We start from the raw sequence: 17,466 nt of genomic DNA, 5'->3' as shown, positions 1-17,466 counted from the left end.
TGCCGTTTTCCATTTCCGCTTTTGCAAACATGATGACTTATGCACCATCCGCCAGCGGTGACGCCGCCAAGGTGACCAGCGAGGCCGCCACCGGGGCCGCCGCGCGCAACGTGGCCGACCTGCTCGCCCACGCGCTCGAGCACGGGCCCGCGCACCGGGCGCTGGTGGTGTTCGACCGCCGCAGCGAGCTGAACGCCGTGCTGACGGAAGCCTACCGCCGCGCGCTGCCCGACGGCACGTTCATCGACTTCGACGCAGTGTCCGCCGACGCGGTGCTGGCTGCCTTCGCGGACCTGGCGCCGCGCGACCTGGTCGTGCTGATCCAGACCACCAGCTTCCGCCTGAACGAATACCGCATCCGCATGGAGCTGTTCCAGCGCGGCCTGAAGGTGATCGAGCACCTGCACCTGTCGCGCATGCCCGGCGAACAGGCGCTCGTGTATATCGATGCGCTGGCATATGACCCGGCCTATTTCCGCGGCACGGGCCACGCGCTGAAGGCCCGGCTGGACAAGGCACAGGGCGGCGTGGTCGACAGCGGCAACGGCTGCGAGCTGGTGTATGCCTCGCCGTTCGAGGAAGCCAAGCTCAATATCGGCGACTATTCGGCGATGAAGAACGTGGGCGGCCTGTTCCCCATCGGCGAAGTGTTCACGGAGGCGCGCGACCTGGAGGCGGTCAATGGCCGCGTGCGCGTGTTCGTGTTCGGCGACACGTCGTTCCGCGTCAACCGCCCCGCCGAACCGATCACGATGATCGTCGAGCGGGGCCGCGTGACCGGCGCGGAAAACAGCACGCCGGCGTTCGACGACATGCTGGCCATCATCCGCGCCCACGAAGGCGATGTGTGGGTGCGCGAACTGGGCTTCGGCATGAACCGCGCGTTTTCGTTTACCCGCACGGTGGACGACATCGGTACCTATGAACGGATGTGCGGCGTGCACCTGTCGCTGGGAGCCAAGCACGGGCAGTACCAGAAGCCGCAACTGAAGCGCAAGGATGCGCGCTATCACGTGGACGTGTTCGCCGTGACCGAGGGGGTGTACCTGGATGGCGAGCGGATCTATGCTGGCGGGGCGTGGACGGTGTGACGTGCCGGCTGCCGCTGCGGGAGCGCCCTCGCCCCGGGCAGCGAATCGACTCGGGAGTGCGGCGCCTTGACGGTGCCAACATGGCCAGGCTTCCCGGGGTCCAGTGAATGCGCGCTTGCGTGCCCGCTCATCGGCGCCGTTCGGGTAAGATTTCCGAAGTTCGTTTTTTCCGGAATGTCCAGCCATGGTTGATGCTGCCGATCTGCACCAGCGCCTGATGCTACTGCGGGATACCGTCTTCGCGGCCTGGCTCGACGCCGTACGTCAACAGGTGCGCTTCGCACAGGCATTGCCGGCCCCCTTGCTGCTCGATACCTTGCCGATCTTCTACGAGCACCTGTGTTCAGTCGCCTCGGGCGAGCACTTCAATTACCGCCAATCGACGCTGGCGTCCGAGCATGGCGGCGAGCGCGCACGGCTGACTTCATACGATGTCGAAACCGTCGCGCACGAGCTTCAGCTGTTCCGGACCGTCCTGTTCACGACCTGGAAAGACGCCGGATTCGCCATCACCCCGGAGCAGGCGGCACGGCTCAACTCCCTGCTGGACGAAGCCATCCGCGAATCGATCACGGGTTTCATCCTGAGCAAGGCGGCCGCGCGGGAGCAGTTCAGCGCTGCCGCGGTACACGATATCCGTGCCCAGCTGTCGGCCGCGGCGATGGCGGTCGACCATATCTCCGGGACCGGGCAGGCGGAGACCGCCCATGCGCTTGCAGCGCTTGCCTCGAACCACTTGACGCGCATCGCGTCGATGCTGGCGGAGATGCTGGACATGTCGATGCTGACCCCGCCGACGTCGGACACGCCCGAGCTCCAGTTCCTCGATCTGCACGACGTCCTCGTGGACGTCACCCGTCGCTCGGCAGCCGCATCCCGCACGCACGTCGTCGGCAGTTCCGTGCATGGCTACTGGCATCGGGATTCGATATCGAAGGCGATCGACAATCTCCTCGCCAATGCCGTCGAATACAGCGACGAGGGATCGCCTGTCACGGCGACCCTGCGCTGCTATGGCGGGCGCGTGGCACTGTCGATCACCAACGAAGGGCCACCGATCCGCCCGGAAAGGCTGGAAGCGATTTTCCAGCTCTACAAGAGAACCGCCGCGAAAGGCGAAGGCGGTTGGCAAATCGGGCTGCCCTTCGTGCGCAGCGTCGCCGAACAGCATGCGGGCAGTATCGCCGTCGAGTGCCGGCACGGCTTCACCACCTTCATCTTCGACACCCCGATCGATCCGCGGCCGATTCTTTCAGCCCGGGCACGCGGATAGCACGGCGCTGTGCGTTTCGACCCTGGTGAAGTCGCACTAGCGCAAGAACCGGGCGGCCTTCGCCTCGAGCAGTTCCACGAGTTCCGGCTGCATGTACTCGTAGTCGTCGGGGATGTCCAGGCAGATGATCCGCTTGCCGTTCAGGTATTTCCGGAATCGCGACGACAGCCGGCTCCGGTGCGACTTCTCCATTACGAAGACGATGCTGGCCCAGGCCAGCTGTTCGGACGACAGCGGCACGGCCGCATCGCTGGCCAACCCGGCGGAGTCGGTCTCGACATCCGGCCAGTTCGCGAACACCTGCTCCGCGGTAGGACTGCGCAACCGGTTCCTGCTGCAAATGAAAAGTGCCCGCTTCATTGTTTCTCCGTTGAAGGCGCGAATTTAGCATACCGGTTTCGGCAGTAATCCCCGGGCGCCGGGATGATGACTGAGTCGCTCGACAGCGCATATTGTCTGATCCGGGCCTTCCAGAAGAGCTTGAAGTATTGGCCCGCTAACACTTGCCAGCCGGCATGCAGCCGCTATTCGAGCTTCAGTGCGGATTTCAGGGCGCCGGCGTCCAGCGCGCCCGGAATCACTTCGATCTGCCCCTTCGCGGACCGGTAGTACATCAACGGCACGGACTGGATCGGTGCCGCCGGATCCAGCGCGTGCATGAGCGCCGTGTTGCTTTCCACGGTGGACAGTGCAGCCTCTGTCGGCACCGACGTGATCGCCAGGGGATTTTCCGACAAGCGCATGGATTCCTCATTCGCCGACATGATGGCTGCCGGGTTTGCCGATTCCAGGATCACCGCGCCCATCGCAGCGCTTTCTTCGCCGAACACGCTGACCGGCACCCACACGAAATCGACCTGGTTCTCCACGGAGTGCGTTGCCCTCCACAGGTCGCTGCAGTAGGAACAATGGGGGTCGAAGAAGACGAACGCCTTATTCGGTGCCCCGCTGCCTGTCGAGATACCCCTGGCCTCTTTTTCGATGCGCGCCATGATCGCGGCGCGCCGCTCGGGCGTGATGGTTTTCACGTGGGCTTCCATCATCGTTTCCTCCCGCACCTTGACCGCGGGGGTACAGGCGGACAGGGATAAGGACAGGGATAGAAGCAGCAACGATATCGTCGCGATGGGCAGGCGGGTTTCTATTTTCATTGATTTTTCAACGTGGAATATTAGAAGTCCAGGCCATGCCGCCGGGCTATCGGCGCTGCGGGGCGAGGCGCGCCCAGGATTGCCACAGGCCCGCGGCATGCACGATGCCGAACACGGCGCAAATGGCCGAGCTCCACAACCAGAAATTCGCCGATCGTCCCGGCGCGTCGGACATGACGAAGACTCCGCCGAATCCGCGCAGCAGATAAACCGCCGTGATGGCGGCGAGGGCGGTGCGCAGCAAGGGCAGCCTGCCGATCACGCCGGCACCCGACAGCGCATACAGCGCCCAGAGGAAGAGAATGCCGGCAATGCACAGCGTGACGATCGCCGGGTAGGACGATCCGGCTTCCGCCATCCGCGCCATCTCTTCCCCGGCGCCCAGCGCGCGATACCACGGCGCGCCAAAGTAAATGCATGCGAGGTGCAACAGCGCGGCAAGCGCGCTGAGCGCCGCTGCCAGGGAAAGAAGATGATTGGGATGGGGGCGCATAGTCACCGTTGTCGTAGATTGAGAACCCGATCGCATGGACCCTCGGCTGCCGTGCTCCGGTCGACGTGGAGGCCGGCACGACAGTTTCGCGGGAAATGTCATATTGTTAAGCAATCCTTCGACTGTAGCATACCGCCCAGTCCTGCCCGGGCGTGGCGTTCCGTACCGCCGCGCTGGCGGGTGATCGGTCAAGGCGGGCAGTCCGCCGCGCAATGCCCGTCCGCGCCGTTATTCAAACAAGGCAAACATGCAAATAAAGTATGGAGGGGCCGGCCAATACGGTTACACTGTAACGACGGTGTGCCATCCTTTTCGGATGAACGCTTGCCGAGATTGGCTTGCTGACTTGAGCTTGCTGACTTGAGCTTGCTGACTTGTGCTTGCTGACTTGTGCTTGCAGACTCCCGCTTGCAGATTCCCGCTGACAGGGTCCCGCCGACAGGCTCCCATTGACAGCCCATTGACAGCCCATTGACAGCCCCATGGCAGAGCCGCCATCCCGGTCGTCATCGTCACTGGCCATCTTGGCCTGCCGTCCTGTTGCTTTCGTCCCCGCTCGGACGATCATTCCCGTATTCCTGCAGCCGCAGCCGGGCCATTTTTACTCATAACGGAAGCAACATGCCAATGCAATCGTATCGGGGCCACGTGATCGACGTGCACTGCCAGTCCCTTGGCGAACGGATCACGTACCTCAGCAGTATCACGGTCGGCGCGACCGGCGAGCTGCGCCATGAAGGCAGCGCGCCGGCCAGCCGTTTCGGCAGTGCCAACGAAGCCCATGACAGCGCCTTCGCGGATGCCCGTTCGTGGATCGAGCGCTTCCCGCTGCGCTGGCCTTTTCAGGCCTGCAAGGGAGCCGCGCGATGACACGAACCAACCCATGCAGGGCCTTGTCCGGCCCGGCTGGATGTCCAGCGAGCCAGCCATGACGAAGACGGTGCTCGCGCTGATCGTGTTCGCCGTGACCGTGGCCTGGTTCCTGTGGCCGCATAATGCGGCGCCGGCGAAAACCCCGGTCCAGCCGACGGCTGGCAGCCACGCAACGTCCGCCGTCCGCTAGCAGGCGCTGATGCAACCCGCCGCCGCAAGGATCACCATCGGCGCCCCGTGCGGGTGGCGCCATAGGAGCAGGCCATGAATCCAGCCGCCAATCCAGCCAACAATCCAGCCAACAATCCAGCCAGCAATCCAGCCGACACCGGCACCGCGCTCGAGGTCACCTTCGACGGGCGGCACTATCATTTCCGCCAGCACAGCTACGACCGGCTGGACGACGCATTGCGCTACGCAAGCGCACAGCACGCCACTCCCGGCTTCGTGCGCGACCCGGCGTTCCGTCCGCAATGGATGCCCGAATTCACGCCGGACGAGGCACAGCAGCGCCTGATGCGCGAGCTGGACATCGGTTTCGCCGCCGGCCGCTTCAGCTTCGGCGCCTATCGCTACGACAGGCTGGAAGACGCCGTCGCCTTTGCGCGCCGTGCCAGGCCCGGCAGTGCGAGGGATTCCGGTACACGGCCGCCCGATCGATGAGCGACCCGGCGTGGCCGTCCCTCCTTACCCCAGACATCCTCGCCCCAGGCATCCTCACCCCAGGCATCCTCGCCCCATGCATCCCCGTCCCAAGAACACGGTGTCCAGATGAGCTCCGACCGGCGCAGCGACCTCCTCCAGGCCCAGCGCATCGACGCGGCGATCCAGATCGATGCGCTGTGGGGCTGCGTCAGCGCGTGGCACTACCTGCGCTCGCGCGGCACCGCGCGCGGCGTGGCCTTGCGTGTCCTGGGCCGTGGCGGTCCGCACCGCCGTTCGGATGCCGCGCATTCCGCCGCCAGGGATGCGATGCCGCGCGGACCGGATGGCGGAATGGGCCAGCGCGCGGCCAGCACGGCCACCGCGGCCGAGGGGGACAGCGGGGAAAGCGGCGACACCGGTGCGGCCACGCCAAGGAGCAACGTGGCCGCCGCCTATGCGGTCGAGCGTGCGATCGGCCTGGCCGCCACCGAAGGCCGGCAATATGCCGAGAGCCTGTTGCGCATTTATGGCTTGCCCACCGCGACCGTGATGCGCGTGCTGTTCGAACCGCACCGCAGGCGGCGCGCCGCGCCCCCGCCCAGCCATGATCAGGGAACGCCGCCCCCCGGCATCAGGTAGGCTTTTTCAAAGGCACCCGCGTCGAGCGCATGGCTGTAGAAATAGCCTTGCCCGTGCGTGCAGCCACACTCCGCGAGGAAGCTTTCCTCGCCCTCCGTTTCGATGCCCTCGGCCACGGTGGGCAGCGCCATGCTGTCCGCCAGTGCCAGCACGGCCCGCAGCAGTGCCTGCTTGCGCGGTTCGGCGTGGTCGATGCCGTGGATGAAACTGCGGTCGACCTTGAGCAGGTCGATCGGCAACTCGGCAAGGTAGCTCAGGCTGGAATAGCCGGTGCCGAAATCGTCGATCGCCAGCGACAGGCCAAGATTCTTGAGCTGCTGCAGGATGCTGCCGGTGCCGCCGGCGTCGCGCATCAGGGTCGATTCCGTCAGCTCCAGCTGAAGGCTCGAGGGGGCCAGCAGCGCATCGGCCAGATAGGTCTCGACACCGTCGACGAATCCCGACTGCCGCAACTCCAGCGCCGACACATTGATCGCGATGGGGCCGGCCAGCCGCCCGGCCCGTTCCCAGCGCTTGGCCTGCTTGATGGCTTGCTCCAGCACCCATTTGCCGAGGGGGACGATCATGCCGGATTCCTCGGCGCTGCGGATGAACTGCGCCGGGTTGACCCAGCCCCATTCCGGATGGCGCCAGCGCAGCAGCGCTTCGCAGCCGCACAGCATGCCATCGGCCATGCGGATCTTCGGCTGGTAGAACAGCTCGAACTCGGCAGCGCGCAGCCCGTTGCGCAGGCCGTCTTCCATTTCCTTGCGCTGGATGGCGGAGATCAGCAGGTCCTGGGAAAAGAAGCGCAAGCCCTTGCGTCCGCCGATCTTCGCGCCGTGCAGCGCCGTGTCGGCGTGGCGCAGCAGCGTTTCGCCCGTTACGCCATGTTCGGGATACAGGGCGATGCCGATGCTGGTGCCGACATGGACTTCCTTGCCGTCCACTTCATGGGGCAGCGCAATGGCGGCCAGCACCCGCTCGGCGGCCCGGGTCGCATCGGCCGTACCCGCTCCCGGCGCCATCAGCACAACGAATTCGTCGCCGCCCTGCCTGCTGACGAGATCGATCAGGCGGAAGCAGCTGCGCAGGCGCGCGGCGACCGAGACCAGCACGGCGTCGCCGGCGGCATGGCCGAGCGTATCGTTGATCAGCTTGAACTTGTCCAGGTCCAGGTACATGACGGCGAGCGGCAATTCCCTGGCCTGCGCTTCGAGCAGGATGCGGTTCAGGTGGCGCTGGGCCGCGAAGCGGTTCGGCAGGCCGGTAAGGAAATCGTTCCATGCCAGGTAGTCGACCTGCGCGCGCAGTTCGTGCGCATCCGTGACGTCGTGGAACACCATCACGGCGCCCTGGATCGCGCCGGACTGGGAGACCACGGGGGCGGTTGAGTCCTCGATGATGATCTCGGTGCCGTCGGTCCGCAACAGCATGGTGCCGCGTGGCAGGCGGATCGTCTGCCCCGTCGCGATCGCCTTCATGGCAGGGTGTTCCAGCCGTTCGAGGGTGGTGTCGTCATGCAGCGTCATCAGCGCAGTGATCGGTGTTCCCAGGGCCGACTGCGGCGTTGCCGCGATCAGCCGCATGGCGGCCGTGTTCAGGTACCGCACCTTGCCTTCGGCGTCGGTGCCGATGACGCCATCGGCGATCGCCTCGAGAATACCCCGTTCGTTGCTGGAGAACTGCAGGGCGGCGCGCCGCTCGACGGCCGCGGCGATGAGGGTATGGAACACTTCCAGCAGCATTTGCCAGCTGGCGGTTTCCAGCACGATCATGGTCCGGTACGACGTCCCGTGCGCACCAGCACCCTCCGGTAGCCGCATCGCCGGGGAATATTCCTCGGCAAGGATGGCGATGGGAATCGTATCGAAGGCGATGGCCAGCGCATCGACGGCCTGCTCGGGTGCGCACCCGAGCCGCAGCGGATTCAGCAGGATCAGGTCGGGATAAGGCTTGCGCCGGGGGCCGGTCGCGACGGCGATACTGTCGGCGAACCGGAAGGCGATGGCGGCGCCGGAAGCCAGTGGCTGGTGCCGCAGGTCGTCCAGCCTGGTGCGGTCGCGCGCATTGCTGGTGACGACAAGAATCTGTATTTTCATCACGTTCCCCAGCCAGCACCAATGCGTTCCCCACAGTAGCACATTGCCACTCTCCGGGCAGGCCAGCGGCTCGCGTGCGCAACACGCCGGGACCGCGGGCAGCCAGACCGGCTGAGGCGAGCGGTGCACAGTGCTGCGCGGGGAAAAACCAATGACTTGTCGCTATCGCGCGGGCTGTGTCCGATTCGCGGGGCTATTGGCGCAAAGGGCACATAATCGGTGGTGAAAAGGACACCATATGGACACTACCCATCCGGACAGCGTACCCGGCGCGGAACAGGATGACGCGCAGGAAGCGCAGGACACGATCGACGCCGAGAATATTGACGCCGACTACATGGAGGCATCCGCCGACGTGGGCTGTACCACCGACCTCGTCAGGGTGGCGGAACGCTCGGCCCACCTGATCGACGACGACATGAACGAGACCGAAGCCGAGGAAGAGCGCAATGCCGCCTCGGAAGGCCAGGCGATGCGCTAGCGGCCACCATCGGTCACCCCACCCCCCCAATTTCCACGTCCCACGGCGGTACCGGCTGGTACTCGGCCACCAGGAAATCGATCAGCTGGCGCACCTTCGGCGAGGGCCGGCCGCTGGCGGGATACAGCGCCGACAGGTGATTCAGCGGCAGCTGCCATTCCGGCAGCACCGCCACCAGCGTGCCGGCTTGCAGCGCGCGCCAGGCCAGGAAGGTGGTGCTGTACACGATGCCGCTTCCCTGCAGCGCCGCATGATGCAGCACCAGGCCGTTGTTCGACGTGAACGCGGCATCCACGTGCACCGTGCGCCGCTCCCCTGCCCGTTCGAAATGCCAGGCCGTACCGTCCGTCAGGTGGGAAAAGTGCAGGCAGCGGTGGTGCGCCAGGTCGTCGGGCGTGCCCGGCATGCCGTGCTGTTCCAGGTAGGCCGGCGCGGCGCACAGCACGGCGCGGCACGGGGCCAGCGGGCGGATCGCCAGCGCCCGGCTGTCCGGGATGCCGCCCACGCGGATCGTCAGGTCGAAGCCGTGGGCGATCGGGTCGAGCAGGGCATCGTCCACGTGCAGCAGCGGCTGCAATCGGGGATGTGGCTGGCTGAAGCGGGCCAGCGCATCGGCCAGCCACGCCACGCCGAAGCTCGACGGCGCCTGGATGCGCAGCGGCCCGGCCAGCGTGTCGCCCGTTTGCGTGACGATGCGGGCCGCTTCCTGCGCCGCCTTAACCGCCGCGTCGCACGGCGCCAGGTAAGCCTGGCCGGCATCCGTCAGGCTGACTTCCCGGGTGGAGCGGTGCAGCAGCCGGACATCCAGGCGGGCTTCCAGTTGCAGGATGTGCTTCGACACCATCGCCCGCGACATCCCCAGCCGGCGCGCCGCTGCGGAAAAGCTGCGCTGCCGGGCCACCTCGACGAAGATTTCCATTGCGCGCAACTGGTCCATCCGCCCATTGTCTGCATTTTGGCGACAATGTGTCAACCATTGCATGGCTGCCGGTGGACAGCGCGGCCCCGTACAATCGCGCCATCACTTGCCATCACTTGCCATCACTTATCGGAGCATTGCCATGCTGAGCGCAGCGCAACAGGAGCAGTACCAGCGGGACGGGTTCCTCGTCATCCCAGGATTCAAGTCGGCGGACGAGATCGCCGCATTGCGGGCCGGCGCCGCCCGCATCGTCGATGCCTTCGACCCTGCCGCCGCCAGCGGCATCTTCACCACGAAGGACCAGGAAAAGAAGGCGGACGAGTACTTCCTCCGCTCGGACAACACGATCCGCTGCTTCTTCGAGGAAGAAGCGTTCGGCCCGGACGGCCAGTTGCGCCAGGCGAAGGAACTGTCGATCAACAAGATCGGCCACGCGATGCACGACCTCGATCCCGCCTTCCGTGCCTTCTCGAACGATCCGCGCCTGCAGCAGGTCGCGCACGATGTCGGCCTGGCCGATCCGCAGGTCTGGCAGTCGATGTATATCTTCAAGCAGCCCGGCATCGGCGGCGAAGTGCGCTGGCACCAGGATGCGACCTATTTCGAGACCGACCCGATCAGCGTGACCACGTTCTGGTTCGCGCTGGAAGACGCCACGCTGGACAATGGCTGCCTGTGGGCTGAACCGGGCGGCCACCGCACGCCGCTGCGCGAGCGCTTCGTTCGCAATGGCGACGACATCCGGGTGGAAAAGCTGGACGCCACGCCCTGGCCGGACGACAGCACCGCCGTGCCCCTCGAATGCAAGGCCGGCGCGCTGGTGCTTTTCCACGGCCTGCTGCCCCACTACAGCGCGCCGAACCGCTCGCCGGTATCGCGCCATGCGTACACGCTGCACGTGACCGACGGCGGCACCGTCTACTCGCCGCGCAACTGGATCCAGCGCGATGCAGCGTTCCCGGTGCGGGGGTTCACGTGACGGCGATCCGCATCCTCGCCCCGCAGTGGGGCAACAACGACGTGCCGGCCGCCGAGTTCATCGACCGCGTGATGGCGGCCGGATTCGATGGCATCGAGATGTCCTTGCCGGACGACGGCGCCGAGCGCGAAGACTGGCTGCGGCGCATCGCCGATGCGGGGCTGGACCTCGTGGTGTCGCAATGGCAGACCGTGTTCCATAGCGAATTCCACGCCCACCGCGCAGCGCTGCAATCGCTGCTGGCGCAAGCCTGCGCGGCGCGCCCGCTGCTGGTCAACTCGCATACCGGCAAGGACTTCTACAGCCCGGAACAGAACGAGGAACTGATCGCGCTGGCCGATGCGATCGCCCGCGAATACGGCGTGCCCATCGTCCACGAGATCCACCGCAGCCGCTTTTCCGGGCACCCGATGCTGCTGCGCCCTTACCTGCAGCGGCTGCCGCAGCTGCGGCTGACGGCGGACCTGTCGCACTGGTGCGCCGCCTGCGAATCGCTGCTGGAAGACCAGCCGGCCACGCTCGATGCCGTGCTGCCGCGCGTGCGGCACATCCACGCCCGCGTGGGCCACGCGCAAGGTCCGCAAGTGCCGGACTTCCGCGCGCCGGAATATGCGGTGGAACTGGCCGCGCACCTGGCGTGGTGGGACCGCATCGTGGCCTTGCGCCGTGCCGACGGCGATGCGGTGCTGACCATCACGCCCGAGTTCGGGCCGGCACCCTATACGTTCCGGCTGCCGTACACGCAGGCGCTGGTGGCCGATGCGTGGGAGCTGAACGTGGCGATGGCGGGGTTGCTGCGGGAACGTTATTCGTAGAAGGCAAGGCGGGCGCGCTCACGCGTGGCCGATGCCCGCCGCGCCATAGGCATGCTCGAATTCGGCGATCGGAATCGGGCGGCCCAGCAGGTAGCCCTGCATCGACGAACAGCCGCCATCGAACAGGAAATCGCGCTGGGCCTCTTCCTCGACGCCCTCGGCAACGATGTCCAGCTTGAACTTGCGCGCCAGCGCGATGATGGCTTCGACGATCGATGCCGAACCGGGATCGACACCCAGGTCGCGCACGAAGGAACGGTCGATCTTCAGCGCCGACAGCGGAAAGCGCTTGAGGTAGGCCAGCGACGAATAGCCAGTGCCGAAATCGTCCAGCGCGAAGCAGATGCCCTGCGAACGCAGCTCGTGCATGCGCTGGGAAATCTCGTGCATGTCTTCGGCGAACACGCTCTCCGTCAGTTCCAGGTACAGCCGCTCCGGGCGGGCACCGGTGCCGTCCAGGATCGCCGCCACCGCCGCCGGGAAGCAGGGGTCGCGCATCTGATGCACGCTCACGTTGACGGCCAGCTTCAGGCGCCCCAGGTTGGGGTCGAGGTGCCAGCGCGCCAGCGCCCGGCAGCTTTCCTTCAGTATGTGCTCGCCCAGCGGAAGGATGAGGCCGGACTCTTCGGCGAAGCCGATGAACTGGTCCGGGCCGATCAGGTCGTGGTCGCCGCGCTGCCAGCGCACCAGCACTTCGGCGCCCACCACGCCACCCAGCGAATCGAATTGCGGCTGGCAGAACAGGCGGAACTGGCCCAGCGACAGCCCATCGCGCATGGCCGCCTCGAACGCGGCGCGGCGGTCGGCGGCATCCTGCATGCTCGGGTCGAAGAACCGGGCCGTGTTGCGCCCGTCGGCCTTGGCGCGGTACATGGCCAGGTCGGCCTGCTTGAGCAGGGTTTCGATGTTCGCCTCGTTGCTGTCGAACAGCGTGATGCCGATGCTGGCGGTGGTCTTGAACAGCAGCGCGCCAAGCTGCATGGGCTGGCCGACGGCCGCCAGGATCTTGGCGACGACACAGGCGGCCTCGGCGGCCGCGCCACGTGGCGATGGCCCCAGGCCTTCCAGCACGACGACGAATTCATCGCCACCGAGCCGCGCCAGCTGGTCGCTGTGGCGGACCGTGGACCGCAGCTGCTGCGCCGTCTGCCGCAACAGCATGTCGCCCAGGTCGTGCCCCATCGTGTCGTTCAGCAGCTTGAAATTGTCCAGGTCGAGATAGAGCAGCGCGCAGTAATGCCCCGAGCGCCGGCCGCGCGCCAGCACGTGGTCGAGTTCCCCGATCAGGAAGCGCCGGTTCGGCAAGCCCGTCAGGTGGTCGAAGAAAGCCAGCTCGTAGATGCGGCGCTCGGTTTCCTTGCGCTCGGTGAGATCGGTATTCACGCCGGAGATCCGCAAGGCCTTGCCGGCGGGGTCGCGCAGCACGTAGCCACGCGACAATACCGACACGTAGTGCCCGTCCCGGTGGCGCAGCCGGAATTCCAGGCTGTAGCCGTCGCGCTGGCTGGGCAGCAGGCTGCCGAGGTATTCCTGGATCATCGCATCGTCGTCCGGATGCAGCATGCGGCGCCACGCGCCCGCGTCGTCCAGCCCCTCGCCGCTGGCATAGCCGAGCATGTTCCACCAGCGCTCGGAGTAATACACTTCGCCGGAGACCAGGTCCCAGTCCCACGGCGCGTCGGTGGACCCCTTGAGTACCAGCCGCAAGCGCTTTTCGGACTTTTCCAGCGACTGCTGGGTATTCTTGAGGACCGTGCAGTCGGTGAAACAGACCACTACTTGCCGCACCGAACCGGCCGCGTCGAATTCCGGGTAGGCGTTGCACAGCAGCCAGCAGGTCCCCCCGGGGCCGACGACACCGGCGACCAGGCCGGACAGCTTGCGGCCCGTCTTCAGCACCAGATTGGCGGGAAATTCCTCGGGCGGCAGCGGCGAGCCGTCCTCCCGCACGAAGGTCCAGGTGTCGGCGCTGGCTTCGGCGCCGAGCAGCTCGGTTTCGCTGCGGCCCAGCAGCTCCTGGGCCAGCCGGTTGGCCGACACGATGCGGCCGTCCGCCCCATGCACCACCACGCCTGCCGGCAGGTTGTCATGCAGTGTCTCGATGGAAAATACCGCATCGGCTGGAGGAGTTGGGTGCATGGCGGTGGCCTGGCAGTCGGCAAGCGATGGGCCATGCTAACAGCTTCGCGTCACCACTGGTAGGCCAGGGTGGCGCTGACGTTGCGCGCATCGCCCCAGTAGCAATAGCTCGCGCTCATGCACGACGCCACATACGTCTTGTCGAACAGGTTGCTGGCGTTCAGCCGCAGGCTGGCGCCCCTGAAGGCCGTGCCGAGCCGTCCGAGGTCGACGTTCAGCGCCAGGTCGGCCAGCACGTAGGACGGCACCTTGAAGGTATTGGCGTTGTCGCCCCAGCTCGTGCCGACATGGCGCACGCCCGCCCCCAGCGAATACCCTGGCAGGAAGTTCCAGTCGGCCCAGGCGGACGCCATGTGGCGCGGCGCCTGGTACGGGGTGTTGCCCTGGTAGCCCGCCGGCGATGCCTGGAACGTCATGTCGTTGAAGGTGTAGCTGGCCAGCAGCGACAGCTTGTCCGCCAGCTGCGTACGCGCTTCCAGCTCCAGTCCGCGCGCGCGGACCGCGCCGGCGGGCACGAAGTAGAAGAAGCCGGCCGGCTGGGTGGCGACATTGCTCTGCTTGAGCTGGTACACGGCCGCCGACAGCAGCGTGGCCCCGCCCTCGGGCTGGTAGCGGATGCCGGCTTCGACCTGTTCGGTCTCGGTGGGCGGCAGGTTGTTGCCCTGCCGGTCGTTGCGCAGGCTGGGATTGAAGCCATCCGACCAGGAGGCATATGGCGCCACGCCGTTGTCGAACAGGTAGACCGCCCCGGCACGCTTGGTGAACCGGCTGCCCTTCCAGCGGGCCGGCTCGGCCGGTGCCATCTGGTTCGATGCCTCGACCCGGTCGTCGCGCCCGCCCAGCGTGAGGCGCCAGCGCCCGATCGCCATCTGGTCCTGCACGTACACGCCGGTTTGCCGCAGGTGCCGGTCGATCGGCGCGCCGCCCGTGACAACCATGCCGGGCGCGCCGTAGACGGGCGCGAACACGTCGATGGGATCGGCGGTGCCCCAGTCCCAGCGGCCATTCACATGGCGCTTCTGGTAATCCAGCCCGGCCAGCAGGATGTGCGATACCGGGCCCGAGCGCAGGCGTGCTTCCAGCTGGTTGTCGATGGCATGGCCGCGGGTGGACTCGCCGGCGCCGGAGTAGTAGCGCGCCAGGGTCCGCGGGCCACTCCATCCGTCGCCATAGACCTGGCGCAGCGTGGTATCGGTCGATACGTAGCGGGCGTTCTGGCGGAAGGTGAAGGTGTCGTTGAATGCATGTTCGAGCTGGTAGCCGGCGATGCGCTGGTCGCGCCGGTACTCCTCGACGGAGGGATCGCCATCGAAGAAGTAGCGGGAAATCTTCTGGCCGTTGTGGCCTGCGCCCACGCTCGCATCGGCCGGCACGCCGCTGTGATAGCTGCCTTCGGGGTCACGCTGCAGGTAGACGTGCAGGCGCAGGCTGGTCTGTTTCGACGGGCGGATGGTCAGCGACGGCGCCAGCGCCAGCCGTTCTTCCTTCACGCCGGTGAACTGCGAATCGAGCTGGCGCGCCAGGGCCGTGACCCGCCACGCCAGCGTGCCGCTGTCGCCGAGCGGGCCGGTCAGATCGAGCGTGCCCTCGCGGCGGTTGCGATTGCCCACCGTCAGCCCGATGCTGCGCTGCGGCGTGAACTGCGCGGTCTTGCTGGTCAGGGCGACCAGGCCGCCCGGCGAAGCGCGGCCGTACAGCACGGAGGCCGGACCACGCAGCACGTCGATGCGTTCGAGGAAGAAGGGGTCGACCTGCATCGAGCTGTAGCTGCCCTGGTCGCTCAGCAGGCGCTGGCCATCCAGCAGCGTGCTGTCCACGCTGCTGTCGGCAAAGCCGCGCAGGGCCACGTAGTCATAGCGGTTCGACGAGCCGGCCAGGCCGGCGAAGGCGCCCGGGGTGTAGCCCAGCACTTCGCCGATGCTGCGCGGTTTCTGCGCGTCCAGCTGCGCGGCGGTGATGACCGATACCGATTGCGGCGTTTCGAGGATGGGCGTATCGGTCTTGCTCGCGGACACGGTACGCCTGGCGGGCGCCCCGCCGGATTCCTCGTGCGCCGCGGCCGTGACCGTGATCGGCGCCATGGCCTGTTCCGCCGCCGTGTCCGGCGCGCGGCTGACGACGACGGTGTTGCCGTCCACCGTGGCCACCAGGCCGCTGCCGGCCAGCAGCCGGTCGAGCGCCTGCCGGGCGGTCATGGTGCCGGCGACGGCCGGCGCGGCACGGCCGGCGACCAGCCCGGGTTCCACGATCAGTTCCAGCCCGGCCTGCCGCGCCAGTTCGTTCAATGCCGCCGCCAGGGGCTGGGCCGCCAGGCTGACCGGCACTGTTGGCGCGGCGGCGGGCTGCGCGAATGCCGGCCCTCCGGCCAGCAGCGCGGCGGCCAGCGCCACCGGCGCGGCGGACCGAATGGCGAGTGAAACAGGATGCGGACGGGTTTTCAGGCCAAAGCTGTTACGGGTCATGCAAGGGTCTCCACGAATGAGTGAACAGAATCATTCTGGTAGACGCATGAGCATTGAAAAACCCCAGGTGCCTCGGCATTATCAACAGGAAGTCAGACCGTGATTCCGGCGGGGAGTTCCCTCAATTACCGCGGACAGCGCCTTATTTTTCTACCGGCCCCGGATTTCCGTCTCGCCACCGGCACTGGCCAGCCGCACTGGCAGCGCCCGGGGCAGCAGTTGCGCGAACCTGTCGGGCCGCAACAGGTCGAAGGTACCCGTCACGCGCAGCCTCGCCACCGCTGGATCGCGCACGCGCAGGCCGGTGTCGCCATACCGTTCGAATGCGGCCAGCACCTGCGCCAGCGTGGCGTTCTCGAAACTGGTGCGCCGCGTGTGCCAGGGCGCGAGATCGGCCGCGCGCACGGCCGAAACGGCGCCGAGCACGCCGCTCGCATCGCTGCCGATGGCCTGGCCGGCCACCAGGTCCACGGCCTCGCCGGACGACGCGAACCAACCGCCGCGCGCCACCCGCACCCGCCCTTCCTCCACGGCGATGCATATCCCGCCCTGCGGGCCCGCCACATGGCGCACGGAAAACCGGGTGCCGACGACGGTGATGCGCAAGGCGCCGGCCAGCACGGTGAACGGCCGGCCGGGATCGCTCGCCACCTCGAAGCGTGCCTGGCCATGGGCCAGCGCGATTTCCCGGCGCGTGCGGTAGATGGCGAGCGCCGCGCGGCTGGACGATGCCAGTTGCAGGCGGCTGCCGTCCGGCAGGAGCGTGTCGAGCCGTTCGTTGCCCGCGGTGACATGGCTGGAACTGGCCAGCGGCTGCCACCATGCCAGCCCCGCCAGGCCAGCCGGCAGCAGCACCGCGAGGCCGGCGCCCGCCACGATCGCGCGCCGCCGGGGCGGCACGGCCTGCGCGTTGCGGTGGCCGGGTACATCGAGCTGGGCCCGGCAGCGCCGGCAGGCCGCCATGGCCAGCGCGATATGCTGCTCCACCATCTTGCGCGAGATGCCCATGCGTTCGGCCACCTTGGCATGCGGCAAGCCTTCGAAGCGGTGCAGGGTGAACGCTTCCCGGCAGCGCGGCGGCAAGTCCTCGATCGCCTGCAGCATGGCGCTGACGGCCTGGGCCGATGCCAGCGCCGCTTCCGGTTCCCAGGCCGCCGGCCCGGCCAGGCTGGCCATCTCCGCGCCGTCGTCCGTCACCGCTTCCATCTCGCGGCGGGTCACGCTGCGCCGGTGCCGGTCGATGACCAGGTTGCGCGCGGTATGGTAAAGCAGCGCGCGCGGCTGGGCGACGTCGCTGCGCTGGGCCAGCACGCGCGCATAGGCTTCCTGGACGATATCGGCCGCGCTGTCCCGGTCCTGGACCATGCGCGTGAAGTGATTCAACAGTTCCTGGTAATAGCGGGCAATCATGGCGTGGACCTT

17 protein-coding genes are annotated in these 17,466 nt (G+C 67.0%); 9 read left to right on the top strand and 8 right to left on the bottom strand.

What is annotated here, in order from left to right; all coding sequences use genetic code 11:
* Positions 1-32: 32 nt before the first annotated feature.
* Positions 33-1,091, top strand: coding sequence for a M29 family metallopeptidase (locus EYF70_RS03550; RefSeq protein ID WP_131148874.1), 1,059 nt, complete (start codon positions 33-35; stop codon positions 1,089-1,091).
* Between the two features lie 184 nt (positions 1,092-1,275).
* Positions 1,276-2,364 (top strand): sensor histidine kinase, encoded by a 1,089-nt coding sequence (locus tag EYF70_RS03545; protein ID WP_131144170.1) that lies wholly within the window; start codon positions 1,276-1,278, stop codon positions 2,362-2,364.
* Between the two features lie 36 nt (positions 2,365-2,400).
* Here the strand turns inward: EYF70_RS03545 and EYF70_RS03540 are convergent, their stop codons facing one another.
* The 3 genes from EYF70_RS03540 to EYF70_RS03530 all read right to left on the bottom strand — a co-directional run bounded on the left by EYF70_RS03540 (position 2,401) and on the right by EYF70_RS03530 (position 4,008).
* Positions 2,401-2,724, bottom strand: a complete 324-nt coding sequence (locus EYF70_RS03540) for a low molecular weight protein tyrosine phosphatase family protein (protein WP_131144169.1) — start codon at positions 2,722-2,724, stop codon at positions 2,401-2,403.
* Positions 2,725-2,888: 164 nt separating this feature from the next.
* Positions 2,889-3,515, bottom strand: coding sequence for a thioredoxin fold domain-containing protein (locus EYF70_RS03535; RefSeq protein ID WP_131144168.1), 627 nt, complete (start codon positions 3,513-3,515; stop codon positions 2,889-2,891).
* A 46-nt stretch (positions 3,516-3,561) separates the two neighbouring features.
* Positions 3,562-4,008: a hypothetical protein gene (locus EYF70_RS03530; RefSeq protein WP_131144167.1), complete on the bottom strand. Its 447-nt coding sequence runs from the start codon at positions 4,006-4,008 to the stop codon at positions 3,562-3,564.
* Positions 4,009-4,629: 621 nt separating this feature from the next.
* Here EYF70_RS03530 and EYF70_RS03525 point away from each other — a divergent pair.
* The 4 genes from EYF70_RS03525 (at position 4,630) to EYF70_RS03510 (ending at position 6,165) form a co-directional block, all read left to right on the top strand.
* The gene (locus EYF70_RS03525; RefSeq protein ID WP_131144166.1) at positions 4,630-4,878 is read left to right on the top strand and encodes a hypothetical protein; all 249 of its coding nucleotides are present in this window, start codon (positions 4,630-4,632) and stop codon (positions 4,876-4,878) included.
* Positions 4,879-4,891: 13 nt separating this feature from the next.
* Positions 4,892-5,071 (top strand): hypothetical protein, encoded by a 180-nt coding sequence (locus tag EYF70_RS03520; protein WP_131144165.1) that lies wholly within the window; start codon positions 4,892-4,894, stop codon positions 5,069-5,071.
* A gap of 74 nt (positions 5,072-5,145) precedes the next feature.
* Positions 5,146-5,544: a hypothetical protein gene (locus EYF70_RS03515; RefSeq protein ID WP_131144164.1), complete on the top strand. Its 399-nt coding sequence runs from the start codon at positions 5,146-5,148 to the stop codon at positions 5,542-5,544.
* A gap of 108 nt (positions 5,545-5,652) precedes the next feature.
* A complete protein-coding gene (locus EYF70_RS03510) occupies positions 5,653-6,165 on the top strand; it encodes a hypothetical protein (RefSeq protein ID WP_131144163.1) in 513 nt (170 codons plus the stop codon).
* On the opposite strand, the gene EYF70_RS03505 is transcribed toward EYF70_RS03510, so the two are convergent.
* On the bottom strand, positions 6,135-8,246 hold the full coding sequence (locus tag EYF70_RS03505; RefSeq protein ID WP_131144162.1) for a putative bifunctional diguanylate cyclase/phosphodiesterase: 2,112 nt from the start codon (positions 8,244-8,246) through the stop codon (positions 6,135-6,137). The genes EYF70_RS03510 and EYF70_RS03505 overlap by 31 nt on opposite strands.
* A gap of 238 nt (positions 8,247-8,484) precedes the next feature.
* Here EYF70_RS03505 and EYF70_RS03500 point away from each other — a divergent pair, with 238 nt between their 5' ends.
* Positions 8,485-8,727, top strand: a complete 243-nt coding sequence (locus EYF70_RS03500) for a hypothetical protein (RefSeq protein ID WP_131144161.1) — start codon at positions 8,485-8,487, stop codon at positions 8,725-8,727.
* Between the two features lie 13 nt (positions 8,728-8,740).
* Here the strand turns inward: EYF70_RS03500 and EYF70_RS03495 are convergent, their stop codons facing one another.
* The gene (locus tag EYF70_RS03495) at positions 8,741-9,664 is read right to left on the bottom strand and encodes a LysR family transcriptional regulator (RefSeq protein WP_229420689.1); all 924 of its coding nucleotides are present in this window, start codon (positions 9,662-9,664) and stop codon (positions 8,741-8,743) included.
* Positions 9,665-9,788: 124 nt separating this feature from the next.
* On the opposite strand from EYF70_RS03495, the gene EYF70_RS03490 reads away from it, so the two are divergent.
* The gene (locus EYF70_RS03490; protein ID WP_131144160.1) at positions 9,789-10,628 is read left to right on the top strand and encodes a phytanoyl-CoA dioxygenase family protein; all 840 of its coding nucleotides are present in this window, start codon (positions 9,789-9,791) and stop codon (positions 10,626-10,628) included.
* Positions 10,625-11,443, top strand: coding sequence for a sugar phosphate isomerase/epimerase family protein (locus EYF70_RS03485; RefSeq protein WP_229420688.1), 819 nt, complete (start codon positions 10,625-10,627; stop codon positions 11,441-11,443). The genes EYF70_RS03490 and EYF70_RS03485 overlap by 4 nt, the downstream gene beginning before the upstream one ends.
* An 18-nt stretch (positions 11,444-11,461) precedes the next feature.
* Here the strand turns inward: EYF70_RS03485 and EYF70_RS03480 are convergent, their stop codons facing one another.
* From EYF70_RS03480 to EYF70_RS31335, 3 genes are all read right to left on the bottom strand, one after another.
* Positions 11,462-13,582 (bottom strand): bifunctional diguanylate cyclase/phosphodiesterase, encoded by a 2,121-nt coding sequence (locus EYF70_RS03480; protein ID WP_131144159.1) that lies wholly within the window; start codon positions 13,580-13,582, stop codon positions 11,462-11,464.
* A gap of 50 nt (positions 13,583-13,632) precedes the next feature.
* Positions 13,633-16,044, bottom strand: coding sequence for a TonB-dependent siderophore receptor (locus EYF70_RS03475; RefSeq protein ID WP_131144158.1), 2,412 nt, complete (start codon positions 16,042-16,044; stop codon positions 13,633-13,635).
* A gap of 150 nt (positions 16,045-16,194) precedes the next feature.
* Entirely contained in the window at positions 16,195-17,454 is a 1,260-nt protein-coding gene (locus EYF70_RS31335) for a sigma-70 family RNA polymerase sigma factor (protein WP_229420687.1), read from the bottom strand.
* Between the last annotated feature and the right edge of the window lie 12 nt (positions 17,455-17,466).

It is taken from the genome of Pseudoduganella albidiflava (genome assembly GCF_004322755.1).
Taxonomy (GTDB): Bacteria; Pseudomonadota; Gammaproteobacteria; order Burkholderiales; family Burkholderiaceae_D; genus Rugamonas; species Rugamonas albidiflava.
The sequence above is the reverse complement of the archived record's forward strand: the minus strand, read 5'-3'. Positions and strand labels throughout refer to the sequence as shown.